Source organism: Serratia sp. MF1(2023), assembly GCF_030954545.1.
In the GTDB taxonomy this organism is placed as follows: domain Bacteria; phylum Pseudomonadota; class Gammaproteobacteria; order Enterobacterales; family Enterobacteriaceae; genus Serratia; species Serratia sarumanii.
On the sequence record NZ_JAVHUX010000019.1, the window covers coordinates 18,370 to 44,836 of the forward strand.

Sequence of the window (26,467 nt, forward strand, 5' to 3'; positions counted from 1 at the left end):
GCAACGGGCGCGACGACGCGCCCGTTTTTGATCTTTAAGCGGCGGCCGGCGTATAGGTGGAGATGATCTCCAGCACGCCGTTGATGATGAACTGCACGCCCATGCACACCAGCAGGAAGCCCATCAGGCGCGAGATCGCCTCGATGCCGCTTTTCCCCACCAAGCGCATGATGGCGCCGGAACTGAGCAGGCAGCCCCACAGGATCACCGCGACCGTCAGGAAGATAGCGACCGGCGCCACCGCCAGCACCCAGGGTTCAAAACCCAGCGTGTTATCTTTGACGCTCGACGCTGAGCTGATGATCATCGCGATGGTGCCCGGCCCGGCGGTGCTCGGCATGGCGAGCGGCACGAAGGCGATGTTAGCCGAGGTCTTATGGCGCAGCTCGTGCGACTTGCTCTCCACCTCCGGCGCCTCATCGGCGCTTTGTTGCGGGAACAACATGCGGAAACCGATGAAGGCGACGATCAGGCCGCCGGCGATGCGCAGGCCGGGGATCGAAATGCCGAAGGTGTTCATCACCACCTGGCCGGCGTAAAACGCCACCGTCATGATGCAGAACACATAAACCGAGGCCATCAGCGACTGCTGATTACGCTCTTCGCGCGTCATATTGCCGGACAACCCGAGCAGCAACGCCACCGTGGTCAGCGGGTTGGCCAGCGGCAACAGCAGCACCAAACCCAGTCCGATGGCCTGGAATAACTGCAAAATACCCGTCATAAAAGAGACTCCCTGTGCAACGTTCAAGCCGCCACGCGGCGGCCCATGAGCTGAACAGCCTAGCCTGCCGTGCGCCTGGCGGCAATGGGGACAGCTCGTAACGTTCATTAACCGTCGGCCGGCGTTTCATCACTGCCGTTGCACTCGCCGGCGAGCTTCGGTCCATCCTCGCACCCCAGTGGCGCTTCATTGACCGCAATCGCCCGCGGCACCGAACGCTAGCCAAAATGCACCCGCCCATACAGCGTCGTTAATACTGGGTACATATTATTAATTATTTTTAACTGTTTTTACCGTTTAACCGCTTAAGAGATTAAACACTTCTATACTGGTAAGGCTTTGTGGCATTTCTTCATAATCGAAAAGCTTAAAAGGAGTTTTACTATGGAAGTGGCAAAAGAATGGGTAGCGGCGAAAAAAATCTCCTGGGGCAGCGTCATCGGTGGTGTGATCACCGTATTGGCTGTTTCACTGTTGCTGTCGACGTTGGGCACCAGTTTGGGATTTTCCATCGTGGATCCGACATCAGACGATCCGATCAACGGAGCCGGTACCACCGTAGTGATTTGGTCCGCTGTTTCAATCATCATTAGCTTGGCTGCCGGCGCTTTTATTGCCGGACGTTTGGCTGCTAATGACGGCCTTATTCATGGCTTCCTGGTATGGGCTACGTCACTGATTGTGGCGGCGGTGTTGGGTGGAATGCTGGTCGGGTCTGCAGTGAAGGCCACCGGTAATGCGCTGGGTGCTATCGCTTCGACCTCTGGCAGTTTGCTTTCCGGCGCCGGTTCCGCGATTGGCAAAGGGGCAACCGGGTTGGCAGACGTGGGCGGTAAGGTGTTTGACAAGTTGGGTATCGACACCACGTTGGAACCTGAACAGCTGCATGGTGATGTGGTTACGGCGCTCAAAAAAAGTGGTATTCCGTCATTGCAGCCTGAATTCATGCAGCAACAGTTGAATGCGGCCAAGACTGATTTGGCAGACGCAGTAAAAGCCCTGGCACTTCAGCCTGACAATAGCGATGCGATTATTAAGCAACTGGTCGACAAGCTTAAAAAACATGGTGAGGCCATCTCGCAAGATGTGGATCAAGACACACTGAAAAAAGCTCTGGTTGAAAACACCAATATGACGCCGCAGGAAGTGGACCAGACGGTGAAGAATTTGGTCGACGCCAAAAATAAAACTGCGCAGCTGGTTAATCAGCGCTTGGATGAAGCCGAAGCAAAAATCAATCAGGCAAAACAGGAGTATGCTGAGCTGAAACAGAAGGCGCGCGAACAGGCTGCCGCGGCTGCGGACGAATTGTCTCGGGCTGCCCTGTGGTCATTCTTTGCGTTGTTGATTGGCGCAGTGGTCAGTGCATTGGCAGGCTTGTGGGGCGTTAACACCAATGCCCGACGTGTAACCGTATCATCTCCGCAGGCGTAATCTCCAGGCTCGTTTGCGCGTCTCGATGATATAGGATGAGAGCCTGAAATACCGACGACGATGAAATGACAGCCAGGAAAGACTGGCGCTTACCCCGGCCATGTGCCGGGGTTTTTATTGTTTGCGGCGTGATTAATGACCACCTTAATCGCTGTGTAGGGTATTAGGCATCAATTGCCACGATCCCTGGGGACAGGTGGATAACATAGATGCGCTGTAAATAATAATGAGTGTGATTATGAAACAAGAACTGCATATTTTGCTGGGGAAAGCCGTTGCCTTTCTGCTCTACTGCGCTTTTTTGGCGGCCTTGGTCGGCCTGGTATTTATCGACGTACACTGGCTGCATAATTTCGTGCATGAAACCTCGCTGACCGAAGCGGCGCAAGAGCTGTTGCTGCTCGCCATCTCCGGCGGTTTCTTCGCCGCGGCCCGGCGGCAGGCTGAACGCCGCTCCGCCTGGATGCTGGTCGGCGGTTTCTTTCTCTGCATGCTGATCCGCGAGATGGATTTCGCCTTCGATGCGCTGTGGCACGGCGCCTGGGTGTGGTTCGCGCTGGCGGTCGCTTTGGCCTGCCTGGTGCATGCAGCGCGGCACATCGCGGCGACGGTGCGCGGCCTGGCCTATTTCGTGACGCATCCCGCCTACGGCATGATGTGCGCCGGCCTGCTGTGCATTCTGGTGTTTTCACGCCTGTTCGGCATGAGCGCGCTGTGGCAAACGCTGATGCTGGACGGCTACAACCGGGTGGTGAAAAACATGGTGGAAGAGGGTTGCGAACTGCTGGGCTACGGCCTGTGCCTGCTGGCCACCCTCAGCTACATGAAAACCGTTTTTGCGCCGGCTGACGCGAAAGCGTGAGGGCGGCGCTTTATTTATCCGGAACAATTTTAGTGATACTATTCGCTTAGCCGAATGTGGCTGAGAAGGTATGCGTTCCATTCTGTATACCCAGTGAGGTTTCAATCTGGCAATTGTGGGCGAGATCTGAAACCTGGCTGACCAAACCCAAAATCCAATTTTCGTACTGCATGTGATCTGTCGTGTGGGTCACCACTGTAGATAAGGAATTATTAATGCCTGTTATTACCCTTCCTGACGGTAGTCAGCGTCATTTCGATCACCCCGTTTCCCCGATGGATGTCGCGCGCGATATCGGCCCTGGCCTGGCGAAAGCCTGTATCGCCGGCCGCGTCAACGGCGAGCTGGTCGACGCCGGCGATCTGATCGAATCGGATGCGCAGCTGGCCATCATCACCATCAAAGATGAGGACGGCCTGGAAATCATGCGCCACTCCTGTGCTCACCTGCTGGGTCATGCGATCAAGCAGCTGTGGCCGGATACCAAAATGGCGATCGGTCCGGTGATCGACAACGGTTTCTATTATGACGTGGATATCGACCGCACCCTGACGCAGGAAGACCTGGATCTGCTGGAAAAGCGGATGCACGAGTTGGCCGATAAGGATTACGACGTCATCAAGAAGAAGGTCAGCTGGCAAGAAGCCCGCGACACCTTCGCTGAGCGCGGCGAAATCTACAAAGTGGCGATCCTGGATGAGAACATCAGCCATGACGATCGTCCTGGCCTGTACCACCACGAAGAATACGTCGACATGTGCCGCGGCCCGCACGTGCCGAACATGCGTTTCTGCCACCATTTCAAGCTGCAGAAAACCTCCGGCGCTTACTGGCGCGGCGACAGCAAAAACAAAATGCTGCAGCGTATCTACGGCACCGCCTGGGCAGACAAGAAGCAGTTGAACGCCTACCTGCAACGTCTGGAAGAAGCGGCCAAGCGCGATCACCGCAAGATCGGCAAACAGCTCGACCTGTATCATATGCAGGAAGAAGCGCCGGGCATGGTGTTCTGGCACAACGACGGTTGGACCATCTTCCGCGAGCTGGAAGCCTTCGTGCGCATGAAGCTCAAAGAGTACCAGTACCAGGAAGTGAAAGGTCCGTTCATGATGGACCGCGTGCTGTGGGAAAAAACCGGCCACTGGGAAAACTACAAAGACGCAATGTTCACCACCGCGTCGGAAAACCGCGAATATTGCATCAAGCCGATGAACTGCCCGGGCCACGTGCAGATCTTCAACCAGGGCCTGAAGTCGTACCGCGATTTACCGCTGCGCATGGGCGAGTTCGGCAGCTGCCACCGCAATGAGCCATCGGGTTCCCTGCACGGCCTGATGCGCGTGCGCGGCTTCACGCAGGATGACGCCCACATCTTCTGTACGGAAGAGCAGGTGCGCGCTGAAGTGAACGAATGCATCCGCATGGTGTATGACGTGTACGGCACTTTCGGCTTCGACAAGATCGCCGTCAAGCTGTCCACTCGCCCGGAAAAACGCATCGGCACCGACGACATGTGGACCCGTGCGGAAGAAGACCTGGCCGCCGCGCTGACCGAGAACGGCATTCCGTTTGAATATCAGCCGGGTGAGGGCGCCTTCTACGGACCGAAAATTGAATTTACCCTGCATGATTGTTTGGATCGCGCATGGCAATGTGGTACCGTGCAGCTCGATTTCTTCTTGCCGGGCCGTTTGGGCGCTTCGTATGTTGGCGAAAACAACGATCGCGTCGTGCCGGTAATGATTCACCGCGCCATTTTGGGCTCCATGGAACGTTTCATCGGTATCCTGACCGAAGAATACGCCGGGTTCTACCCGACCTGGATCGCTCCGGTGCAGGTGGTGGTGATGAATATCACCGACAGTCAGTCTGATTACGTCCAGCAATTGACCAAAAAACTGCAGGATGCAGGCATTCGCGTGAAAGCGGACTTGAGAAATGAGAAGATTGGCTTTAAAATTCGCGAACATACTTTACGTCGAGTCCCTTACATGTTGGTGTGCGGCGACAAAGAGGTCGAAGCAGGCAAAGTTGCCGTTCGTACCCGCCGTGGCAAAGACCTGGGAAGCCTGGACGTAAACGAAGTCGTAGACAAGCTGCTGAAAGAGATTCGCAGCCGTAGTCTTCATCAACTGGAGGAATAAAGTATTAAAGGCGGAAAACGAGTTCAACCGGCGCGTCCTAATCGCATTAACAGAGAAATTCGCGCGCAAGAAGTTCGCCTAACCGGCGTCGATGGCGAGCAGATTGGTATTGTCAGTCTGAATGAAGCTCTTGAAAAAGCTGAGGAAGCGGGCGTTGATTTAGTAGAAATCAGCCCAAATGCCGAACCGCCAGTTTGCCGAATCATGGATTACGGCAAATTCCTCTACGAGAAGAGCAAGTCGACGAAAGAACAGAAGAAGAAGCAAAAAGTTATTCAGGTCAAGGAAATCAAATTCCGTCCTGGCACCGATGATGGCGACTATCAGGTCAAACTACGCAACCTGATTCGCTTTCTGGAAGATGGCGATAAAGCCAAAATCACCCTGCGTTTCCGCGGGCGTGAGATGGCGCACCAGCAGATCGGTATGGAAGTGCTTAACCGCGTCCGTAAAGACCTGTGTGAAGATATGGATCTGGCAGTGGTCGAATCCTTCCCTACGAAGATCGAAGGCCGCCAGATGATTATGGTGCTCGCTCCTAAGAAGAAACAGTAAGGCTTACAAGTAATGGAACCCGCGCGGCGCTTGCGCTGTGTGGGTTTTATTCGCCCAACTGATTCGTTGTTTAACAATGCGAAGTGGATTTAATTAAAATGCCAAAGATTAAAACTGTACGTGGTGCAGCCAAGCGCTTCAAAAAAACCGGCAGCGGTGGTTTTAAGCGTAAACATGCCAACCTGCGTCATATTCTGACCAAAAAAGCAACCAAGCGTAAACGTCACCTGCGTCCGAAAGGCATGGTGTCTAAAAACGATCTGGTCCTGGTTACCGCGTGCCTGCCGTACGCATAAGCCATTTTTTTTGAATTTAGAATAAGACTTTAGGAGAGAGCATATGGCTCGCGTAAAACGTGGTGTAATTGCACGCGCACGTCACAAGAAAATTATGAAGCAGGCGAAAGGTTACTACGGTGCCCGTTCGCGCGTATATCGTGTTGCCTTCCAGGCAGTAATCAAAGCAGGCCAGTATGCTTACCGTGACCGTCGTCAACGTAAGCGTCAGTTCCGTCAGCTGTGGATTGCACGTATCAACGCAGCTGCTCGTCAGAACGGTCTGTCTTACAGCAAGTTCATCAACGGCTTGAAAAAGGCGTCGATCGAAATTGACCGTAAGATCCTGGCTGACATCGCAGTCTTCGACAAAGTGGCCTTCGGCGCACTGGTTGAGAAAGCGAAAGCAGCTCTGGCGTAAGTCAGTAGAAGAGGGAGCTTGCTCCCTCTTTTAATCTTTGTTTTCAGCGACAAATATTGACTTTCATTGTCCGCAGCTATATCACTGGTGGGCAATCATCGACAAGGTACCGCAATCATGCACGCAGCTATTTTTCGTTTCTTTTTTTACTTTAGCGCCTGATTTCAGGAGGCTTTGCGCGTAAGAAAAGAAACGAAAAGTAGCGCCTAAGCCTCCCTCGTGGAGGCTTTTTTGTTTTTGGCCATCGTCCCGCCTTGCAACGCGTTGCGGTGAGTACGGCTGGCGTTCAGCTCAGGTGAGCCGCCCGGCCGGCAACGCATTGAAAAGTCTTTGAAGATTGCTCAAAGGCGTGTTCGAATATAGATAACAATTACTTAGGGCCATCCCGGCCAGAGGAAGAGGAAAGCAATGCCACATCTCGCAGAGCTGGTTGCCAATGCCAAGGCAGCCGTAGAAGATGCCCAGGATGTTGCCGCGTTAGATTTGGTGCGCGTCGAATATTTTGGCAAGAAAGGTCATTTCACCTTGCAGATGCAGTCTCTGCGCGACGTCCCGGCGGAAGATCGTCCGGCGGCCGGCGCGGTGATCAACCAGGCCAAGCAGGAGGTGCAAGACGCCCTGAACGCGCGTAAGAACGCGCTGGAAAGCGCTGCGCTGAACGCGCGCCTGGCGGCTGAAACCATCGACGTCTCCCTGCCGGGCCGTCGCATGGAAAACGGCGGTCTGCATCCGGTGACCCGCACCATCGACCGTATCGAAACCTTCTTCGGCGAGCTGGGCTTCTCCGTTGCCACCGGCCCGGAGATTGAAGACGATTACCACAACTTCGACGCGCTGAACATTCCGGGGCATCACCCGGCGCGCGCCGACCACGATACTTTCTGGTTCGACGCCACGCGCCTGCTGCGCACCCAGACTTCCGGCGTGCAGATCCGCACCATGAAGAACCAGCAGCCGCCGATCCGCATCATTGCGCCGGGCCGCGTTTATCGTAACGACTACGATCAGACGCACACCCCGATGTTCCATCAGATGGAAGGGCTGATCGTCGATAAAGACATCAGTTTCACCAATCTGAAGGGCACGCTGCACGATTTCCTGAACAACTTCTTTGAAGAAGACCTGCAGGTTCGTTTCCGTCCGTCCTACTTCCCGTTCACCGAGCCGTCCGCTGAAGTGGACGTGATGGGCAAGAATGGCAAATGGCTGGAAGTGCTGGGCTGCGGCATGGTGCATCCGAACGTGCTGCGCAACGTGGGCATCGATCCGGAAGTTTACTCCGGTTTCGCCTTCGGTATGGGCATGGAGCGCCTGACGATGCTGCGTTACGGCGTCACCGATCTGCGCGCATTCTTCGAAAACGATCTGCGTTTCCTCAAACAGTTTAAGTAAGGCGGGAATATCACATGAAATTCAGTGAACTCTGGTTGCGCGAGTGGGTAAACCCGGCCATCAGCAGCGAAGCATTATCCGATCAAATCACCATGGCCGGCCTGGAAGTGGACGGCGTGGATCCGGTTGCCGGCGCGTTTAACGGCGTCGTCGTGGGCGAGGTGGTCGAGTGCGGCCAGCACCCGAACGCCGACAAACTGCGCGTCACCAAGGTTAACGTAGGCGGCGAACGCCTGCTCGACATCGTCTGCGGCGCGCCGAACTGCCGTACCGGCCTGAAAGTGGCGGTCGCCACCGTGGGCGCGGTGCTGCCGGGCGACTTCAAAATCAAGGCCGCCAAACTGCGCGGCGAACCTTCGGAAGGCATGCTGTGCTCGTTCTCCGAGCTGGGCATTTCCGACGATCATGACGGCATCATCGAGCTGCCGCTGGATGCGCCGATCGGCACCGACATCCGTGACTACCTGAAACTGAACGACAACACCATCGAGATCAGCGTCACGCCGAACCGCGCCGACTGCCTGGGCATCATCGGCGTCGCGCGCGACGTGGGCGTACTGAACCAGGTTGCGCTGACCGAGCCGGACATGAGCCCGGTGGCCGCCACCATCGACGCCACGCTGCCGATCCGCGTTGACGCGCCGCAGGCGTGCCCACGCTATCTGGGGCGCGTGGTGAAAGGTATCGACGTCAAGGCGCCAAGCCCGCTGTGGATGCGCGAAAAACTGCGTCGTTGCGGCATCCGTTCTATCGATGCCGTGGTAGACGTCACCAACTATGTGCTGCTGGAGCTTGGCCAGCCGATGCACGCTTTCGATCTGGGCCGCATCGACGGCGGTATCGTGGTGCGCATGGCGGAAGAAGGGGAAACCCTGACGCTGCTGGACGGCAACGAAGCCAAACTGAGCGCCGACACCTTAGTGATCGCCGATCATCAAAAAGCGTTGGCGATGGGCGGCATCTTCGGCGGCGAGCATTCCGGCGTCAACGGGGAAACTCAGGACGTGCTGCTGGAATGCGCCTTCTTCAGCCCGCTGTCGATCACCGGCCGTGCACGCCGTCACGGCCTGCACACCGATGCGTCTCACCGCTATGAGCGCGGCGTCGATCCGGCGCTGCAGTACAAAGCGATGGAGCGCGCCACGCGCCTGCTGCTCGACATCTGCGGCGGCCAGGCCGGCCCGGTTATCGACGTAACCCACGAAAACGAACTGCCGAAGCGCGCCACCATCACGCTGCGCCGCGAGAAGCTGGATCGTCTGATCGGCCACGTGGTGCCGAGCGAGCAGGTCAGCGACATTCTGCGCCGCCTGGGCTGCCAGGTGACCGAGCAGGGCGACAGCTGGCAAGCGGTCGCGCCGAGCTGGCGTTTCGATATGGAAATCGAAGAGGATCTGGTGGAAGAAGTGGCGCGCGTTTACGGCTACGACAACATCCCGGATGTGCCGGTGCGCGCCGATCTGGTGATGACCCAGCATCGCGAAGCCGATCTGACGCTCAAGCGCGTGAAGACCATGCTGGTCGATCACGGCTACCAGGAAGCGATCACCTACAGCTTCGTCGATCCGAAAGTGCAGGCGCTGCTGCACCCGAATGAAGAAGCGCTGATCCTGCCGAGCCCGATTTCGGTCGAAATGTCGGCGATGCGCCTGTCGCTGTGGACCGGTTTGCTGTCCGCGGTGGTGTATAACCAGAACCGTCAGCAGACGCGTCTGCGCCTGTTCGAAAGCGGCCTGCGCTTTGTGCCTGATAGTGCGGCAGATCTGGGTATTCGTCAGGACGTCATGCTGGCAGGCGTGATCGCCGGCCATACGCACGATGAGCATTGGGATCTGGCGCGCAAGCCCGTCGACTTCTATGATTTAAAAGGGGATCTGGAGTCTGTCCTCGAACTGACCGGTAAATTATCCGAAATTCAGTTCCGGGCGGAAGCCAATCCGGCCCTGCATCCAGGGCAGAGTGCGGCGATTTATTTACACGGCGAACGCGTAGGTTTCATCGGTGTGATTCACCCGGAACTTGAACGTAAACTGGATCTTAACGGCCGCACCGTGGTGTTTGAACTGGAGTGGAACAAGCTTGCGAGCCGCGCCGTGCCTCAGGCGCGGGAGATTTCGCGCTTCCCGGCAAACCGCCGTGATATCGCCGTTGTGGTGGCTGAAAACGTCCCCGCAGAAGATATTTTGGCCGAGTGTAAGAAAGTTGGCGCAAATCAGGTAGTTGGCGTAAACTTGTTTGACGTGTACCGTGGCAAGGGCGTGGCAGAAGGTGACAAGAGCCTGGCTATCAGTCTGGTATTGCAGGATACCGCTCGTACACTGGAAGAAGAGGAGATAGCCGCTACCGTTGCAAAATGCGTAGAGGCTCTAAAACAGCGATTCCAAGCATCCTTGAGGGATTGAACCTATGGCGCTTACTAAAGCTGAAATGTCAGAACACCTGTTTGAGAAGCTTGGGCTTAGCAAACGGGACGCCAAAGACCTGGTGGAACTGTTCTTTGAAGAGGTCCGTCGGGCCCTTGAGAATGGCGAACAGGTAAAACTGTCGGGTTTTGGCAACTTTGATCTGCGTGACAAGAACCAACGTCCGGGGCGTAACCCGAAGACCGGCGAAGACATTCCGATTACGGCGCGCCGCGTGGTGACCTTCCGTCCGGGGCAGAAGCTGAAAAGCCGGGTAGAAAACGCCAGCCCGAAAGGGTGAGTGACGTGTGATATCAAAAAAGGCCGCTTGCGCGGCCTTTTTCTTTTTTGGCATAAAATTCAGTTTATTCCTAATGGGCAATGTAAGAATTAAAATTCTGCGTTCAAACGCTACGGAAAAACTTATTTAATCTCAATTGCGGAATATTCTCATATCTTATTTGGTGAGTGGCGTTTTTCCGCTTCAATAACGGCCGTGATAATGGCCAGGGCCATCGCCACGGTGGCCGCCGCCCCAGTGCGGGCCCCAGCAGCAGGCGCTGAGGCTTGCTGTCAGGGCCACAACGGCCAGCAGGCTGCCTATACGTTTAATCATCTTATTCTCCTCCGATGGAAATTCGCTTAATTATAATTGCCACGCCGCTTGAGAGCCGTCAGTTATTCGTTAAGCCTTGTCAGCGGTTATGATAATTAAAGGCGAGGGCAAACAGTGTAGGGATTGTGTAAGGCCGTCGAAAACAATCTGAAAATAGGCATCGGTGAGATAGTGGTTAAATAAACGCGCTGATATAACCACTGCAGCAAGAAAAATAGAGTGAGAAGGCAAAATGAAAAAGATCCTGTTGCTGATGTGTTTCCCGCTGTTGCTGCCGCTGGCGGCGCAGGCCGATGTCTCTGTCGATATCAATGTGCCGGGCGTTTCTCTGCATCTGGGGGATCAGGACCGTCGCGGCTACTACTGGGATGGTTACGACTGGCGTCCACCGCAGTGGTGGCATGCGCATCAGGGCCGCGGTCTGGGTGAGCGCAATGCGCGCGGCATGTACTGGGACGGCGGCCGCTGGCAGCCATCGCCGCCGCGTGGCTATGATCACCGTGAGCCGGCACGCAGCGGCAATCCGTTCCGCGGCGATCGCGATAATCGCGACCACGAGCGCAATCATGACGATCGCGGTGCTTCCGACCGCCGCGATGACGGCCGCGGCCAGCCTTATCCACCGGGCAACGCCGGCCCGCATCGTTAACCCTGAGTTTATCGGCGGCTGGTTTTGCCATCATCGTTGCGATGACGGGCAAGGCCAGCCGCTGCTTTCCTGCGCCATCATCCACGCAAGGCTTCCCCTTGCGGCGTTAATCCCCTAATATTCGACTCAAACGTCAATTATCCGGCCACGACAGCGGCCGGCAGGGAACCGCCGCGCCATGCCAACCAGCCGTACCTTCACCTTATTGTTGCAACATCAACGCTACCGCGATAAACGCCAGATCGGTCTGTTGGCGCTGGGCGTGGCGGTGGCGTTGCTGTTCAGCCTTTGCGCCGGCGACCAATGGATATGGCCGTCAGAGTGGTTCAGCGATCGGGCGCAACTGTTCGTCTGGCAACTGCGTTTGCCGCGCGCGCTGGCGGTGATGCTGGTCGGCGCCGCCCTGGCGGTGGCGGGCGCGGTAATGCAGGCGCTGTTTGAAAACCCGCTGGCGGAGCCCGGTCTGCTGGGCGTCGCTAACGGCGCCGGCGTAGCGCTGGTGCTGACGGTGTTGTTGGGGCAGGGGTTGTTGCCGGTGGCGCTGATGAGCGCCGCCGCGATAGCCGGTGCGCTGGCGATGACCTTCCTGTTGCTGGGCTTCGCTCGCCGCCGACGTCTGACCAATGCGCGGCTGTTGCTGGTCGGCGTGGCGCTGGGCATCGTGTGCAGCGCGCTGATGACCTGGGCGGTCTATTTCAGCACCAGCCTCGATCTGCGGCAGCTGATGTACTGGATGATGGGCGGTTTCGGCGGGGTCGACTGGCGCCAAAAGTGGCTGGTGCTGGCGCTGCTGCCGGTGCTGCTGTGGTTGTGTGGCCAGGGCAAAGCGCTCAACCTGATGGCGCTGGGCGAGGTACAGGCGCGGCAACTAGGGCTGTCGCTGCATCTGTGGCGTAACCTGCTGGTGCTGGCGATCGGCTGGCTGGTCGGCGTCAGCGTGGCGCTCGCCGGGGTGATTGGCTTCGTTGGGTTGGTGATCCCGCATATTTTGCGGCTTATCGGCCTGACCGACCAACGCTATCTGTTGCCGGCCTGCGCGCTGGCCGGGGCCGGGGTGTTGCTGGTGGCCGATGTGGTTGCCCGCATTACGCTGCTGGCGGCCGAGCTGCCGATCGGCGTGGTGACCGCCACGCTGGGGGCGCCGCTATTTATCTGGTTACTGACCCGGGCAAAAGGCGTAAGGTAGTTCTCTTCATTCACCTGCCATTAAAAAACCAAAGGATGACAACCGATGAGCAAGCCAATCGACAACCTGCCGTTACAAACCATTGAAAATCAGCCGACCACGCTGGGCGCCTACCGGGATAAGGTGTTGCTGGTGGTCAACGTGGCCTCGGAGTGCGGCCTGACCAAACAGTACGAAGGGCTGGAAGCGCTGTACGAAGCCTACCGCGATCAAGGGCTGGAAGTCCTCGGGTTCCCGTCCAATGAATTCCTGGGCCAGGAGCCGGGCAGCAACGAAGAGATCCTGGCGTTTTGCCGTGGCACCTTCGGCGTGCAATTCCCGATGTTCGCCAAGATTGAGGTGAACGGCGAACGCCGTCATCCGCTGTACCAGGCGCTGATTGCCGCACAGCCGGAGGCTGTCGCACCGCAGGGCAGCGAGTTTCTGGCGCGGATGACCAGCAAAGGGCGTGCGCCGAAGCACCCCGGCGATATTCTGTGGAACTTCGAGAAATTCCTGATCGCGCGCGACGGCACGGTGATCCAGCGCTTCTCGCCTGACACTACGCCGGAAGATCCGGCGCTGGTGGCGGCGGTGAAACAAGCGCTGGCAGGATAAGACAGATGCTGCAACTCGTTGAGGTTGGGGTGGCGGGGCGCCTGGCGCCTTTTTCGGCACAGATTGACGGCGGGTTGCAGGTTCACCTGATCGGCCCCAATGGCGCAGGGAAGAGCACCCTGTTGGCGCGGGTGGCGGGCATGCTGCCGGGGCTGGGCGAAGTCTGCCTGGACGGATGCGCGTTAGCCGATTATCCGGGGAGCGAGCTGGCGCGCCGACGCGGTTATCTCAGCCAGCAACAGCCGCCGGTGTCGCTGATGCCGGTGTTTCAGTATTTGGCGTTGCACCGGCCTGCCGGCGCGGCGCAAACCGAGGTGGAGCACGCCATCCTCTATCTATGCCAGCGGTTGAAGCTGGTGGATAAGCTGTCACGCACGTTGACGCAGCTTTCCGGTGGCGAATGGCAGCGGGTGCGGCTGGCGGCGGTGTTGCTGCAGGTGTGGCCCAGCGTCAATCCGCACAGCCGATTGTTGTTGCTGGATGAACCGACCAATAGCCTGGATGTGGCGCAAAAGGTCGCGCTGGATCGCCTGCTGCGCGAATTCTGCCAAAGTGGGCGCAGCGCGCTGGTGTGCGCGCACGATCTGAATCATACCCTGCAGCAGGCCGATCGGGTTTGGTTGCTGCACGCTGGGCAGCTGGTGGCGCAGGGCATCACCCGTGAGGTGATGGCGCCCGACCTGTTGTCGCAGATCTATGAAGTGGATTTTCACCTGCAATGGGTGGGGAACCAGCGTTGGATCATGACGCGCACGGCTTAATTCGTCCCGGCAGCATAAATGTAAACGAAAACTAAACGTAGTGAATATAAATAGCCGGGTAATCATCGGCTATTATTGTTCCACCGCTCATTTTATCGTGGGTTTTATTGAAAAGCGTCAATGACGTGCTAGGCTTGATTCGGCGAAAATAAAATAAGTAAATAATTATTAAAAAGAATAAACAATTGATTTTTTTGGTAAATTAAATTAACGGTAACGACATCTATCCATCAGTTCTCCCACTGATGACACGTCTCGTCTTAAGGTTTAGTTAAGCTTGCGGCCTTACATTGTCAGTTAATCCACGGAAACGATTCTTCTCTGGCGTTTAATATTCGTTAAACGAAAGGGATTTACAGTGTCATCAAAAGCAGCTCGATACGTTTGGGGTTAACTATGGATCAATTTTTGCCTTTCTCTCGTCCGGCCATCGGCGATGAAGAAATCGCCGCGGTAGAGAAAGTGCTGCGTTCCGGTTGGATCACCACCGGGCCGCAAAACCAGCAACTGGAAAGCGACTTCTGCTCCACTTTCGGCTGTAAGCACGCCATCGCCGTCAGTTCCGCCACGGCGGGTATGCACATCACGCTGATGGCGCTGGGTATCGGCCCCGGCGACGAAGTCATCACCCCTTCGCAAACCTGGGTCTCCACCCTCAACATGATCGAGCTGCTGGGCGCCACGCCGGTGATGATCGACGTTGACCGTGATACGTTGATGGTCAGCGCCGCCGATGTCGAGGCTGCCATCACCCCGAACACCAAAGCGATTGTTCCGGTGCATTACGCCGGTGCTCCCCTGCAAATGGATGCGCTGCGCGCCGTAGCCGCACGCCATCGCTTGCCGCTGATCGAAGACGCCGCCCACGCGGTCGGCACGCGCTACAACGGCGAATGGGTCGGCGCACGCGGCACGGCGATTTTCTCTTTCCACGCGATTAAAAACGTGACCTGCGCCGAAGGCGGCCTGATCGCCACCGACGACGATGCGCTGGCGGATCGCCTGCGTTGCCTGAAGTTCCACGGTCTGGCCGTCGATGCCTTCGATCGCCAGCAGCTTGGCCGCAAACCGCAGGCCGAAGTGGTGGAGCCGGGTTACAAATACAACCTGTCCGACATTCATGCGGCGATCGCCGTGGTGCAACTGTCGCGCTTTGCTGAGCTGAACGCGCGCCGTAAGGCGCTGGCACAGCGCTACCTGAGAGCGCTGGAAGGCTCGCCGTTCCAACCGTTGGGCGTGCCGGAATATCCGCATGACCACGCCTGGCACCTGTTTATGGTCCGCGTCGATCCCGCGCGTTGCGGCATCGATCGCGACCAGCTGATGGAGCGCCTGAAAGAGGTTGGCGTCGGCACCGGGCTGCATTTCCGCGCCGCGCATACTCAGAAATTCTACCGTGAGCGTTATCCGCAGCTTTCTTTGCCGAATACCGAATGGAACTCGGCGCGGCTGTGCACCTTACCGCTATTCCCTGATATGACCGACGCCGACGTGGATCGCGTGGTCAATGCCTTGTCTTCTGTTGTGGAGTCTTTACGTGCCTCGCGTTGAACCGATTAAAAAAGTCTCGGTAGTCATCCCGGTATACAACGAGCAGGAAAGCCTGCCGGCGTTGCTGGAGCGGACTGCTGCCGCCTGTAAGCAGTTATCTCAACCTTATGAAATCATCCTCGTCGACGATGGCAGCAGCGACAACTCCGCTGACATGCTGACTGCGGCGGCGGAAAAGCCGGATAGCCACGTGATCGCCGTCTTGCTGAACCGCAACTATGGCCAGCACTCGGCCATTATGGCCGGTTTCAATCAGGTGACCGGCGATCTGGTGATTACGCTGGACGCCGATCTGCAGAACCCGCCGGAGGAGATCCCACGGCTGGTCAGCGTGGCGGAAGAGGGCTATGACGTGGTGGGCACCGTGCGCGCCAACCGTCAGGACTCCTGGTTCCGCAAAAGCGCCTCGCGCGTGATCAACATGATGATTCAACGCGCCACCGGCAAGTCGATGGGGGACTACGGCTGCATGCTGCGCGCCTACCGTCGTCATATCGTTGAGGCGATGCTGCACTGCCATGAGCGCAGCACCTTTATCCCGATCCTGGCGAATACCTTCGCCCGTCGCACGACCGAGATCGACGTGCGTCACGCCGAACGCGAGTTTGGTGACTCCAAGTACAGCCTGATGAAGCTGATCAACCTGATGTATGACTTGATCACCTGCCTGACCACCACGCCGCTGCGTTTGCTCAGCGTGGTCGGCAGCATCGTGGCGCTGTCCGGGTTTGTGCTGGCGCTGGTGCTGATAGCGCTGCGTCTGCTGCTCGGCCCTGAATGGGCCGCCGGCGGCGTGTTCACCCTTTTCGCCGTCCTGTTCACCTTTATCGGCGCCCAGTTTGTCGGCATGGGGCTACTGGGTGAATACATCGGCCGCATCTATACCGACGTGCGCGCGCGTCCTCGCTATTTTGTTCAGAAAGTGGTCGGTGCACAGCAGGACCACAATACTCAGGAAGAAGAATGATGAAAGCTATTGTATTTGCTTACCATGATATTGGCTGCGCCGGTCTGAAAGCGCTGACTGAGGCGGGTTATGACGTGCAGGCCGTGTTCACGCACACCGACGACCCTGGCGAGAACAACTTCTTCTCCTCCGTGGCCCGTTTGGGCGCCGAATTGGATCTGCCGGTCTATGCGCCAGAGGACGTAAACCACCCGCTGTGGGTTGACCGCATTCGCGCACTGCAGCCGGACGTGATCTTCTCGTTCTATTACCGCCACATGCTGAGCGACGAGATCCTGTCGCTGGCACCGCAGGGCGGTTTCAATCTGCACGGTTCGCTGCTGCCGCGTTACCGTGGCCGTGCGCCGGTGAACTGGGCGCTGGTGAACGGCGAAACCGAAACCGGCGCCACGCTGCACAAGATGGTGAAACGCCCGGACGCCGGCGACATCGTCGGGCAGCAAAAAGTGGCCATCGCCGACAGCGATACCGCGCTGACGCTGCACAAAAAAGTGCTGGAAGCCGCGCAGATCGTGTTGAAAGAGCAACTGCCGAAGCTGAAGAACGGCACCGCCACCTTCACCAGGCAGGATGAGTCCCAGGCCAGCTACTTCGGCCGCCGCAGCGCGGCGGACGGCGAGATCCTGTGGCACAAATCCGCCAAAGAGATCAACAACCTGGTGCGCGCCGTCACCGAGCCGTACCCGGGGGCGTTCAGCTACCTCGGCCAGCGCCAGCTGATCGTCTGGCGCTCTCGCGTGCTGGATACCCAACACGATAAGCAGCCGGGCACCGTGCTGAGCACCTCGCCGCTGGTCATCGCCTGTGGCGAAGGCGCGCTGGAGATCGTCGCCGGTCAAAACGACAGCGGTCTGTACGTGCAGGGCAGCCGCCTGGCGCAGGAAATGGGCATCGTCACCGACGTGCTTCTGGCCGCCAAGCCGAACGCCGCGATGAAACGCCGCACTCGCGTACTGATCCTCGGGGTCAACGGCTTCATCGGCAACCACCTGACCGAGCGCCTGCTGCGCGACGATCGCTACGACATCTACGGTCTGGATATCGGCTCTGACGCCATCAGCCGCTTCCTCGACAACCCGCGCTTCCACTTCGTGGAAGGCGACATCAGCATCCACTCCGAGTGGATCGAGTATCACATCAAGAAATGCGACGTGGTGCTGCCGCTGGTGGCGATCGCGACGCCGATCGAATACACCCGTAACCCGCTGCGCGTGTTCGAGCTGGACTTCGAAGAGAACCTGAAGATCGTTCGCGACTGCGTGAAATACAACAAGCGCATCATCTTCCCGTCCACCTCTGAAGTGTACGGCATGTGCGACGACAAAGAGTTCGACGAAGACCATTCGCGCCTGATCGTTGGGCCGATCAACAAGCAGCGCTGGATCTACTCGGTCTCCAAACAGCTGCTGGATCGGGTGATCTGGGCTTACGGCGCCAAAGAAGGCCTGAAGTTCACGCTGTTCCGTCCGTTCAACTGGATGGGGCCGCGCCTGGATAACCTGGACGCGGCGCGCATCGGTTCTTCCCGCGCCATCACCCAGCTGATCCTCAACCTGGTGGAAGGTTCGCCGATCAAACTGATGGACGGCGGCGCGCAGAAACGTTGCTTCACCGACATCAACGACGGCATCGAAGCGCTGTTCCGCATCATCGAGAACCGCGACGGCCTGTGTGACGGCCAGATCGTCAACATCGGCAACCCGACCAACGAAGCGAGCATTCGCGAGCTGGCGGAAATGCTGCTGGAAAGCTTCAACAACCACCCGTTGCGCGACCGCTTCCCGCCGTTTGCCGGCTTCAAGGACGTGGAGAGCAGCAGCTACTACGGTAAAGGTTACCAGGACGTCGAGCACCGCACGCCGAGCATCAAAAACGCTCACCGCCTGCTGGGCTGGCAGCCGACCATCGAGATGAAGCAAACCATCGCCGATACGCTGGACTACTTCCTGCGCACTACCGTTCAGGAAGGGAACGGTGCATGAAGAAAGTCGGTCTGCGGGTTGATGTAGATACCTTCAGCGGCACCCGTGAAGGGGTGCCGCAGTTGCTGGACCTGTTCGAAAAGTACGACATTCAGGCCAGCTTCTTCTTCAGCGTGGGACCGGACAACATGGGGCGCCATCTTTGGCGCCTTTTGCGTCCGAAATTTTTGTGGAAAATGCTGCGTTCGAACGCCGCCTCGCTGTACGGTCTGGACATTCTGCTGGCCGGCACCGCCTGGCCGGGGCGCAACATTTCACGCGCGCTGGGGCCGCTGATGAAGCGCACCGCCGAAGCCGGCCATGAGGTCGGGCTGCACGCCTGGGATCACCAGGGGTGGCAGGCCAGGGTCGGCAAGTGGAGCGAGGCGCAGCTAACCGAACAGGTGCAGCTGGGCGTCGACGCCCTGAGCGCCAGCACCGGCCAGCCGGTGAAATGCTCCGCCGTGGCGGGCTGGCGCGCCGATACGCGCGTGCTGGAGGTCAAACAACGCTTCGGCTTCCATTACAACAGCGATTGCCGCGGCACCCATCCGTTCCGTCCGGTGCTGAGCGACGGGCGCCACGGTACGGTGCAGATCCCGGTGACGCTGCCGACCTTCGATGAAGTGATTGGCAGCGAAGTCAGCATGGCCGACTTCAACGACTATATTCTGCGCGCCATCGAGAACGATCGCGGCGTGCCGGTGTACACCATTCACACCGAAGTGGAAGGCATGTCGCAGGCGGCGATGTTCGAACAGTTATTGCAACGCGCACAGCGGCAGGGCATCGAATTCTGTCCGCTGAGCGCGCTGTTACCGCAAGATTTGGCGTCACTGCCGTTGGGCCGCATCAAGCGCGCTCCTTTCCCCGGCCGCGAAGGTTGGCTGGGCTGTCAAACCGATGTGAAGGACGTTACATGAAGGCGCTAAAAGGAACCTGGGCCATTGTGCTGGCCGTTTTTTTTGCTCTGGTTTACCTGATCCCGCTTAACGGCCGCCTGCTGTGGCAGCCGGATGAGACGCGTTATGCCGAGATCAGCCGTGAAATGCTGCAGCGCGGCGATTGGGTCGTGCCGCACCTGCTGGGGCTGCGCTATTTCGAAAAGCCGGTGGCGGGTTACTGGTTCAATAACATCAGCCAGTGGCTGTTTGGCGAAAACAACTTTGCGGTGCGTTTCGGCTCGGTGTTCAGCACCGGCATGACCGCGCTGCTGGTGTTCGCGCTGGCGATGCTGATGTGGCGCAATGCGCGCCGCGCCAGCCTGGCGGCGCTGATGTTCCTGTCAATGGTGCTGGTGTTCAGCATCGGCACCTACAGCGTGCTGGATCCGATGATCTCGCTGTGGCTGGCGGCGGCGATGGTCAGTTATTACCTGACGCTAAAAGCCACCTCGGTCAAAGGCAAGCTGGGCGCTTACGCGTTGCTGGGCCTGGCCTGCGGCATGGGCTTTATGACCAAGGGCTTCCTGGCGCTGGCGGTGCCGGTGATCGCGGTGATCCCGATCGTCATTCAGCAACGGCGCATCAAGGATCTGCTGTGCTATGGCCCGGTGGCGATCGTGACCGCTACGCTGCTCAGCCTGCCGTGGGCGCTGGCGATCGCGCAACGTGAACCCGATTTCTGGAATTACTTCTTCTGGGTCGAGCATATTCAGCGTTTCGCCGAAGATAACGCCCAGCACAAGGCGCCGTTCTGGTATTACCTGCCGGTCCTGCTGGCGGCGGTGCTACCGTGGCTGGCGCTGCTGCCCGGTGCGCTGCTCAAGGGGTGGCGCGAGCGCGTACAGCGTCCGGAGCTGTTCTTCCTGCTGAGCTGGGCGCTGATGCCGCTGATCTTCTTCAGCATCGCCAAAGGCAAGCTGCCGACCTACATTCTGCCGTGCATGGCTCCGCTGGCGCTGCTGATGACCGCCTATGCGGAAGACTACGCCGCCACGCTGCGCGCCAGGCTGTTCAAGGCCAACGCCTGGCTGAACGGCCTGTTCGGCCTGATCGGCATCGTGGCGCTGGTGGTGTTGAGCGCCGGTCTGCTGCCGAAGGCACATCTGTTTACTCCGCAGGAGTGGCCGAAACTGGTGCTCGGCCTGATCGCCTTCGGCGGCTGGCTGCTGTTCGCGCTGGTTTCCGTACGCGACAACGGCCGCCAATGGCGCTGGGCGGCGGCTTGCCCGGTGCTGCTGTGCCTGGTGATCGGTTACGCCATCCCGCAACAGGTGACCGATTCCAAACTGCCGCAAAACTTTGCCCGCGCCACGATGGCCGAACTGAGCGATAGCCGCTATGTGTTGAGCGACAGCGTCGGGCTGGCGGCCGGCCTGGCCTGGGAGCTGAAGCGCAGCGACGTGCTGATGTACAGCCAGAAAGGTGAGGTGGCCTATGGTCTGGAGTACCCGGACGCCAAGGGGCATCTGATCAGCGATGCCGACTTCCCGCAGTGGCTGGCGCAGGCGCGCAAGCAGGGGAACGTGTCGCTGGTGCTGCAGCTGTCCCGTGGCGAAGCGCTGCCGCAGGAACTGCCCGCCGCAGACAAGGTGGATCGCATGAACCGCCTGGTGCTGATGTGGTATAAACAGCAACCATGATGGGTTTTCTGTTGGTGATTGTGGTCAGCCTGCTCACCTGTGGTGGGCAGCTGTGCCAGAAACAGGCGGCGCACTGTTGGGAACGGGCGGACGAGGCGCGGCTGAAGCTGACGCTGCGCTGGTTGGCGCTGGCGGTGCTGCTGCTGGGGCTGGGCATGGCGGTATGGCTCAATGTGCTGCAACGCCTGCCGCTCAGCCTGGCTTACCCGATGCTCAGCCTGAACTTCGTGATGGTGACGCTGGCGGCGCGCTGGCTGTTTCATGAGCCGACGACCGCCCGCCACTGGTGCGGCGTAGCGTCGATTATGTTGGGGATCCTGCTGATGAGCGTGCATTCATGAGGGGCTATGCCTGGGGCGCCGCCAGCGTGTTGCTGGTGACGTTGGCGCAGTTGCTGATGAAGTGGGGCATGGTGCAAATCCCGCTGATGTCGTTCGCCGACGTCTCGTTGGCGCTGATCGGCGGCTACTGGCTGCCGCTGTTGGCGGTGGGCGGCGGCATCTGCGGTTATGCGCTGTCGATGCTGTGTTGGTTCTTTGCGCTGCGGCACCTGCCGTTAAACCGCGCTTATCCACTGTTGAGCGTCAGTTACGCGCTGGTCTATCTGGCGGCGGTGATCCTGCCGTGGTTCAACGAGTCCGCTACGCTGCTGAAAACGTTGGGCACGCTGTTTATTCTGTTCGGCGTCTGGCTGATTAACAGCAAGTCCGAGACTCAATCGCCGGAATAGGGCCAAAACCGGCGATCCTGTCATTATCTCCCTTATGGCGCTTGCCTTTTTCCCCGTGCGGGAGATAAATTAACGCCAAATAGCGCTCTCCTTACGTGGTGCCGGCTTTGCCTCGCAGGCGGTGTGGTGGTGTACCGGATGGCATAATGCGGCAACGTGTTCAATGAAGGGATATTATGCGGATGCGTGTGTGGTTTTTATTAGCCAGTTTGATCCTCGCCGGGTGCAGCAGCCATGCGCCGCCGCCCAGCGGCCGCCTGGCGGACTCTATCGTGGTGGTGGCCCAGCTCAATGAGCAGCTGCGCCAGTGGTACGGCACGCCATACCGTTACGGCGGCCTGGATCGGGGCGGGGTAGATTGTTCCGGCTTTGTTTACCGCACGTTCCGCGATCGCTTCGACATGCAACTGCCGCGTTCGACCGAAGAACAGACCTCGCTGGGCACCAAGGTCTCACGCGATGAGCTGATGCCGGGCGATCTGGTGTTTTTCAAAACCGGCGGCGGTGAGAACGGCCTGCACGTCGGCATTTACGATACCAACGACCAATTTATCCACGCGTCGACCAGCCGTGGAGTGATCCGCTCCTCGCTCGATAACGTCTACTGGAAGCGGGTGTACTGGCAGGCGCGACGCATTTAGCCTTAACCCATTGATTTGGTGTATCATGGCGGCATCTCATGTTTTGGACGGTGCCTGCCATGAACAGCCTGCGTTTACTGATCTCCGACTCCTACGATCCCTGGTTCAACCTGGCGGTGGAAGAGTGCATTTTCCGCGAAATGACCACGCAAAAAATTCTCTTCCTGTGGCGCAATGCCGAAACGGTGGTGATTGGCCAGTCGCAGAACCCCTGGAAAGAGTGCAACACCCGGCGCATGGAGCAGGACGGCATTCGGCTGGCGCGGCGCAGCAGCGGCGGCGGGGCGGTATTTCACGATCTGGGCAATACCTGCTTCACCTTTATGGCCGGCAAGCCGGGCTACGACAAGAGCGTCTCGACCGACATCATTCTGCAAGCGCTGCGGCAGCTGGGCGTCGCGGCTAGCGCGTCGGGGCGCAACGATCTGGTGATGGAAACCGCCGACGGGCCGCGTAAAATATCCGGCTCGGCCTATCGAGAAACCCAGGATCGCGGTTTCCACCACGGCACGCTGCTGCTGAACGCCGACCTGGAACGGCTGGCGAACTACCTCAATCCGGATCCCAAAAAGCTGCAGGCCAAGGGCATCACCTCGGTGCGTTCACGCGTCGCCAATCTGGCGGAGTTTTTGCCGGGCATCAGCCATGAGCAGGTATGCGACGCCATCGTGCAGGCTTTCTTCGCCCATTATGGCGAAACGGCCGAGCCGGAGATCATTTCGCCGGACGTGTTCCCCGATCTGCCCGATTTTGCCGCGCAGTTCGCCAAACAAAGCAGCTGGGAATGGAATTTCGGCAAGGCGCCGGCGTTCAGCCACTTGCTTAACGAGCGCTTTGTCTGGGGCGGCGTAGACCTGTTCTTCGATGTGGAGAAGGGGGCTATCGTTCGCGCGCAGGCGTTCACCGACAGCCTTAATCCCGCCCCGCTGCAGCGGCTGGCGGATATGCTGGTGGGCTGCCCGTATCGAAGCGAGCCCGTTGCCGCCTGCTGTGATCGACTGATGGCGGACTATCCTCAGCAGGCGGCCGAATTAGCCGAACTGCGGCAATGGCTGAGTGAAACGATCCGTTAGCGAAGGCCTGGTGATGAAGGGATGAGCGTGCTCATCCCTTTTTTTATCGCTGAAATCGACGTTTTGCACGGCGGTAGCGCAGATTTTCTGAAAATCAAGGTGGGCATTTTTTTGCGTTTTCAATGCCGAGAATAACGGGCGGAATTGATGCGTTATTAAATTTAATCAGTCATCGTTAACGGCAGGAAAAATCGGCGTTAAGGCGGGAAGATTATTTTACTTTATTTAAGATTTTTCTTAAATAAAACAAAGGAGATAAGTCAAATTTGGCCGTCAATCCATTCTACTTAAGCCAAATACCTTTTCACATAACGCGTTTGGCGGGCGCCATGGCATAAGTTCGGCTGCTTTTCTTTGCGCCTTTCACGATTGTCGTATAGCTTTAATCTATCAATTAAATGATATTTCATGGGTATTTACATTGATATTTCCGATTAATCCCAGAGGGATTGATCGATAAAATATATTGATATACGATGATACGCTAGCCATTCATCCTGTGGCATTAAAATGAACATCCAACTCGAAGCTGACTTTATTAGTAGCTATGTTTTTCAACCTGTTTACTCAATGGAGGGCGGGCTGTTGGCGGTGGAAATGTTGAGCAGATTCAACAGTCTCGACGGTGATTTAGCCATGCCGGCCGAAATTGGGATTAATTTATTGGCGCCTGAACAAAGGATTGAGTTATTTAATGAGCAACTGAAACTTGCGGAGCAACATGCGGCTTGGTTTACCGGTAACAACGTGCAGTTGACCATCAATATCGAAGAAACCATCGTTGAGCTTATTCTTTCCGATTCGGCGTTGTGCCAACGGATCGGGCAATATCCTTTTATTGCATTTGAAGTGAGTGAGAGTTTTCCGAATCTTTCGGCCGGGAAGAACAACCCGAGCGTGCGGCGATTAAGCGAAATGTTTACGCTGTGGCTCGATGATTTCGGTTCCGGTAAAGCCACGCTGACCGCGTTGTACGATGGTTTGTTTGACTACGTAAAGATAGACAAGCGTTTTTACTGGCAGCTGTTTACCCATCAGGGATATGACGTGGTCATCGACTCGTTGTTAAAGAATATCAATCTGTTATGTAAAGGCGTGATCGTCGGAGGAATAGAGAAAAAAGAGTATTTTAATAAACTCAGGTACGCCGGTGTTTTAGGTCTGCAAGGTTTTTTATGGCCCAGCGTTGGTGTGGATAATCTGCAAGCTTTGCTGGCGACGCCCAGCGAGTTCAATAATTAAGAAGTGATATAAAAAATTACACACAATGAGGTAAATCATGCGCGGAGTGAGGTTACCGTGATTCCGCTACCGTAATTGATCCTCGTTGTTGGGCTGATAACACCGTTTATCAGCCGGCATTAAACCGCGCTTCCTCAGCCAGGCGGAACGCCAAACTCCCCGCATCCGTCCTGACGCCAGGCGGATGCGTTCTCCCTGCATTCCTTCGGTGTTAATCCGCTCGTTCAGGCTCTACACTACGCTGAAACGGAGGGCCTATGCCGCAGTTCGATAACGCTTACTACCAACAGTTACCCGGCTTCTACACCGCTCTGAACCCGACGCCGCTCAAGGATGCGCGCCTGCTGTACCACAGCGAGCCGCTGGCGCGCGAGCTGGGGCTGGATGAAAGCTGGTTTACTCAGGATAAAACCCCGATTTGGGCGGGAGAAACGCTGCTGCCGGGCATGCAGCCGCTGGCGCAGGTGTACAGTGGCCACCAGTTCGGCGTGTGGGCCGGGCAGTTGGGCGATGGTCGCGGCATTTTGCTTGGCGAACAGGTTCTGGCGGACGGCAGCCACCGCGACTGGCACCTGAAGGGCGCCGGGCTGACGCCGTATTCGCGCATGGGGGACGGCCGCGCGGTGCTGCGTTCGGTTATCCGCGAGTTTCTGGCCTCTGAGGCGCTGCACCATTTGGGGATCCCCACCACCCGAGCGTTGACCATCGTCACCAGCAGGCAGCCGGTATTCCGCGAGCAGCCGGAACGCGGTGCCATGCTGATGCGGGTGGCGGAAAGCCACGTGCGCTTCGGCCACTTCGAACACTTTTACTACCGTAAACAGCCGGAGCAGGTACGGCAGCTGGCGGATTTCGTCATTGCCCGTCACTGGCCGCAGCTGCAGGATCAGGCCGAGCGCTACCTGTTGTGGTTTACCGACGTGGTCGAACGCACGGCGCGCCTGATCGCCCATTGGCAAACCGTCGGTTTCGCGCACGGCGTGATGAACACCGACAACATGTCGATTCTCGGTATCACCATCGATTACGGCCCTTACGGCTTCCTTGACGACTACCAGCCCGGCTATATCTGCAACCATTCCGATCACCAGGGGCGTTACGCCTTCGACAATCAGCCGGCGGTGGCGTTGTGGAACCTGCATCGTCTGGCGCAGACCCTATCGGGGCTGATGACCACCGAACAGCTGCAGCAGGCGCTGGCGGCGTATGAGCCGGCGCTGATGCGCGCCTACGGCGAACAGATGCGCGCCAAACTCGGCTTCTTCACGCCGACGGCGCAGGACAACGACGTGCTCACCGGTCTGTTGAGCCTGATGGCGCAGGAAGGGCGGGACTATACCCGCACGTTCCGCCTGTTGAGCGAGACCGAACAGCTGCAGGCGCAGTCGCCGCTGCGCGACGAGTTTATCGATCGCGCGGCGTTCGACGCCTGGTATCAGCAGTATCGTCAGCGTTTGCAACAGGAGCAGGTGAGCGATGCGGAGCGGCAACGGGCGATGAAGGCGGTGAATCCGCGGCTGATCCTGCGCAACTATCTGGCGCAGCAGGCGATTGAGGACGCGGAGAACGACGACGTGGGCCGTTTGCAGCGATTGCATCAGGCCCTGCTGCGGCCGTTCGACGATGTGCCGGAGTATGACGATCTCGCCGCGCTGCCGCCGGACTGGGGCAAGCACCTGGAGATTTCCTGCTCCAGCTGA

At 58.0% G+C, this 26,467-nt stretch carries 27 protein-coding genes and 1 other annotated feature; of the genes, 25 read left to right on the forward strand and 2 right to left on the reverse strand.

Annotation, left to right across the window (positions count from 1 at the left end):
• Positions 1-34: 34 nt before the first annotated feature.
• A complete protein-coding gene (locus REA38_RS10940) occupies positions 35-724 on the reverse strand; it encodes a MarC family NAAT transporter (RefSeq protein WP_033653915.1) in 690 nt (229 codons plus the stop codon).
• 384 nt (positions 725-1,108) lie between these two features.
• Here REA38_RS10940 and REA38_RS10945 point away from each other — a divergent pair, with 384 nt between their 5' ends.
• The 10 genes from REA38_RS10945 to ihfA all read left to right on the forward strand — a co-directional run bounded on the left by REA38_RS10945 (position 1,109) and on the right by ihfA (position 10,510).
• Entirely contained in the window at positions 1,109-2,158 is a 1,050-nt protein-coding gene (locus REA38_RS10945; protein WP_039566428.1) for a hypothetical protein, read from the forward strand.
• 238 nt (positions 2,159-2,396) lie between these two features.
• A complete protein-coding gene (locus tag REA38_RS10950) occupies positions 2,397-3,020 on the forward strand; it encodes a hypothetical protein (protein WP_041034849.1) in 624 nt (207 codons plus the stop codon).
• A 215-nt stretch (positions 3,021-3,235) separates the two neighbouring features.
• Positions 3,236-5,164, forward strand: coding sequence for a threonine--tRNA ligase (thrS, locus tag REA38_RS10955; RefSeq protein ID WP_025159696.1), 1,929 nt, complete (start codon positions 3,236-3,238; stop codon positions 5,162-5,164).
• 3 nt (positions 5,165-5,167) lie between these two features.
• A complete protein-coding gene (infC, locus tag REA38_RS10960; RefSeq protein ID WP_048233542.1) occupies positions 5,168-5,719 on the forward strand; it encodes a translation initiation factor IF-3 in 552 nt (183 codons plus the stop codon).
• Between the two features lie 98 nt (positions 5,720-5,817).
• On the forward strand, positions 5,818-6,015 hold the full coding sequence (gene rpmI / locus REA38_RS10965) for a 50S ribosomal protein L35 (protein ID WP_004931418.1): 198 nt from the start codon (positions 5,818-5,820) through the stop codon (positions 6,013-6,015).
• Positions 6,016-6,058: 43 nt separating this feature from the next.
• Positions 6,059-6,415 (forward strand): 50S ribosomal protein L20, encoded by a 357-nt coding sequence (rplT, locus tag REA38_RS10970; RefSeq protein WP_004931417.1) that lies wholly within the window; start codon positions 6,059-6,061, stop codon positions 6,413-6,415.
• Positions 6,416-6,528: 113 nt separating this feature from the next.
• Positions 6,529-6,651 (forward strand) — a sequence feature (Phe leader region).
• Complete coding sequence (pheM, locus tag REA38_RS10975; RefSeq protein ID WP_121626058.1) at positions 6,533-6,577, forward strand: pheST operon leader peptide PheM; 45 nt, start codon at positions 6,533-6,535, stop codon at positions 6,575-6,577. Its footprint overlaps the feature before it by 45 nt.
• 172 nt (positions 6,652-6,823) lie before the next feature.
• A complete protein-coding gene (gene pheS, locus REA38_RS10980; RefSeq protein WP_004931416.1) occupies positions 6,824-7,807 on the forward strand; it encodes a phenylalanine--tRNA ligase subunit alpha in 984 nt (327 codons plus the stop codon).
• A gap of 14 nt (positions 7,808-7,821) precedes the next feature.
• Positions 7,822-10,209 (forward strand): phenylalanine--tRNA ligase subunit beta, encoded by a 2,388-nt coding sequence (gene pheT / locus REA38_RS10985; RefSeq protein WP_033653918.1) that lies wholly within the window; start codon positions 7,822-7,824, stop codon positions 10,207-10,209.
• A gap of 4 nt (positions 10,210-10,213) precedes the next feature.
• On the forward strand, positions 10,214-10,510 hold the full coding sequence (gene ihfA / locus REA38_RS10990) for an integration host factor subunit alpha (RefSeq protein ID WP_004931414.1): 297 nt from the start codon (positions 10,214-10,216) through the stop codon (positions 10,508-10,510).
• Between the two features lie 183 nt (positions 10,511-10,693).
• On the opposite strand, the gene REA38_RS10995 is transcribed toward ihfA, so the two are convergent.
• Positions 10,694-10,825, reverse strand: coding sequence for a hypothetical protein (locus REA38_RS10995; protein WP_033653919.1), 132 nt, complete (start codon positions 10,823-10,825; stop codon positions 10,694-10,696).
• A 232-nt stretch (positions 10,826-11,057) separates the two neighbouring features.
• Here REA38_RS10995 and REA38_RS11000 point away from each other — a divergent pair, with 232 nt between their 5' ends.
• From REA38_RS11000 to REA38_RS11070, 15 genes are all read left to right on the forward strand, one after another.
• Positions 11,058-11,474 carry a DUF2502 domain-containing protein gene (locus REA38_RS11000; protein WP_039566415.1) on the forward strand — a complete coding sequence of 139 codons (417 nt, stop codon included), beginning with the start codon at positions 11,058-11,060 and terminating at the stop codon, positions 11,472-11,474.
• 178 nt (positions 11,475-11,652) lie between these two features.
• The gene (btuC, locus tag REA38_RS11005; RefSeq protein ID WP_049196143.1) at positions 11,653-12,660 is read left to right on the forward strand and encodes a vitamin B12 ABC transporter permease BtuC; all 1,008 of its coding nucleotides are present in this window, start codon (positions 11,653-11,655) and stop codon (positions 12,658-12,660) included.
• Positions 12,661-12,705: 45 nt separating this feature from the next.
• Positions 12,706-13,257, forward strand: a complete 552-nt coding sequence (locus REA38_RS11010; protein ID WP_308885859.1) for a glutathione peroxidase — start codon at positions 12,706-12,708, stop codon at positions 13,255-13,257.
• Between the two features lie 5 nt (positions 13,258-13,262).
• Entirely contained in the window at positions 13,263-14,018 is a 756-nt protein-coding gene (gene btuD / locus REA38_RS11015; RefSeq protein WP_039566410.1) for a vitamin B12 ABC transporter ATP-binding protein BtuD, read from the forward strand.
• A gap of 396 nt (positions 14,019-14,414) precedes the next feature.
• A complete protein-coding gene (gene arnB / locus REA38_RS11020; protein ID WP_308885860.1) occupies positions 14,415-15,569 on the forward strand; it encodes a UDP-4-amino-4-deoxy-L-arabinose aminotransferase in 1,155 nt (384 codons plus the stop codon).
• Entirely contained in the window at positions 15,526-16,536 is a 1,011-nt protein-coding gene (arnC, locus tag REA38_RS11025) for an undecaprenyl-phosphate 4-deoxy-4-formamido-L-arabinose transferase (protein ID WP_374213785.1), read from the forward strand. Before arnB ends, arnC begins: the two co-directional genes overlap by 44 nt.
• The gene (gene arnA, locus REA38_RS11030; protein WP_308885883.1) at positions 16,536-18,518 is read left to right on the forward strand and encodes a bifunctional UDP-4-amino-4-deoxy-L-arabinose formyltransferase/UDP-glucuronic acid oxidase ArnA; all 1,983 of its coding nucleotides are present in this window, start codon (positions 16,536-16,538) and stop codon (positions 18,516-18,518) included. The genes arnC and arnA overlap by 1 nt, the downstream gene beginning before the upstream one ends.
• Entirely contained in the window at positions 18,515-19,420 is a 906-nt protein-coding gene (gene arnD / locus REA38_RS11035; protein WP_033646311.1) for a 4-deoxy-4-formamido-L-arabinose-phosphoundecaprenol deformylase, read from the forward strand. The genes arnA and arnD overlap by 4 nt, the downstream gene beginning before the upstream one ends.
• Positions 19,417-21,081 (forward strand): lipid IV(A) 4-amino-4-deoxy-L-arabinosyltransferase, encoded by a 1,665-nt coding sequence (arnT, locus tag REA38_RS11040; protein WP_086579722.1) that lies wholly within the window; start codon positions 19,417-19,419, stop codon positions 21,079-21,081. The genes arnD and arnT overlap by 4 nt, the downstream gene beginning before the upstream one ends.
• On the forward strand, positions 21,078-21,422 hold the full coding sequence (arnE, locus tag REA38_RS11045) for a 4-amino-4-deoxy-L-arabinose-phosphoundecaprenol flippase subunit ArnE (RefSeq protein ID WP_033653923.1): 345 nt from the start codon (positions 21,078-21,080) through the stop codon (positions 21,420-21,422). Before arnT ends, arnE begins: the two co-directional genes overlap by 4 nt.
• Positions 21,419-21,811: a 4-amino-4-deoxy-L-arabinose-phosphoundecaprenol flippase subunit ArnF gene (gene arnF / locus REA38_RS11050; RefSeq protein WP_049234262.1), complete on the forward strand. Its 393-nt coding sequence runs from the start codon at positions 21,419-21,421 to the stop codon at positions 21,809-21,811. The genes arnE and arnF overlap by 4 nt, the downstream gene beginning before the upstream one ends.
• Before the next feature lie 176 nt (positions 21,812-21,987).
• Positions 21,988-22,452, forward strand: a complete 465-nt coding sequence (locus REA38_RS11055) for an NlpC/P60 family protein (RefSeq protein WP_016927954.1) — start codon at positions 21,988-21,990, stop codon at positions 22,450-22,452.
• Between the two features lie 59 nt (positions 22,453-22,511).
• A complete protein-coding gene (locus tag REA38_RS11060; RefSeq protein ID WP_164134290.1) occupies positions 22,512-23,525 on the forward strand; it encodes a lipoate--protein ligase A in 1,014 nt (337 codons plus the stop codon).
• 510 nt (positions 23,526-24,035) lie between these two features.
• Complete coding sequence (locus REA38_RS11065) at positions 24,036-24,767, forward strand: EAL domain-containing protein (RefSeq protein WP_033646308.1); 732 nt, start codon at positions 24,036-24,038, stop codon at positions 24,765-24,767.
• Positions 24,768-25,024: 257 nt separating this feature from the next.
• Positions 25,025-26,467 (forward strand): protein adenylyltransferase SelO family protein, encoded by a 1,443-nt coding sequence (locus REA38_RS11070; RefSeq protein WP_308885862.1) that lies wholly within the window; start codon positions 25,025-25,027, stop codon positions 26,465-26,467.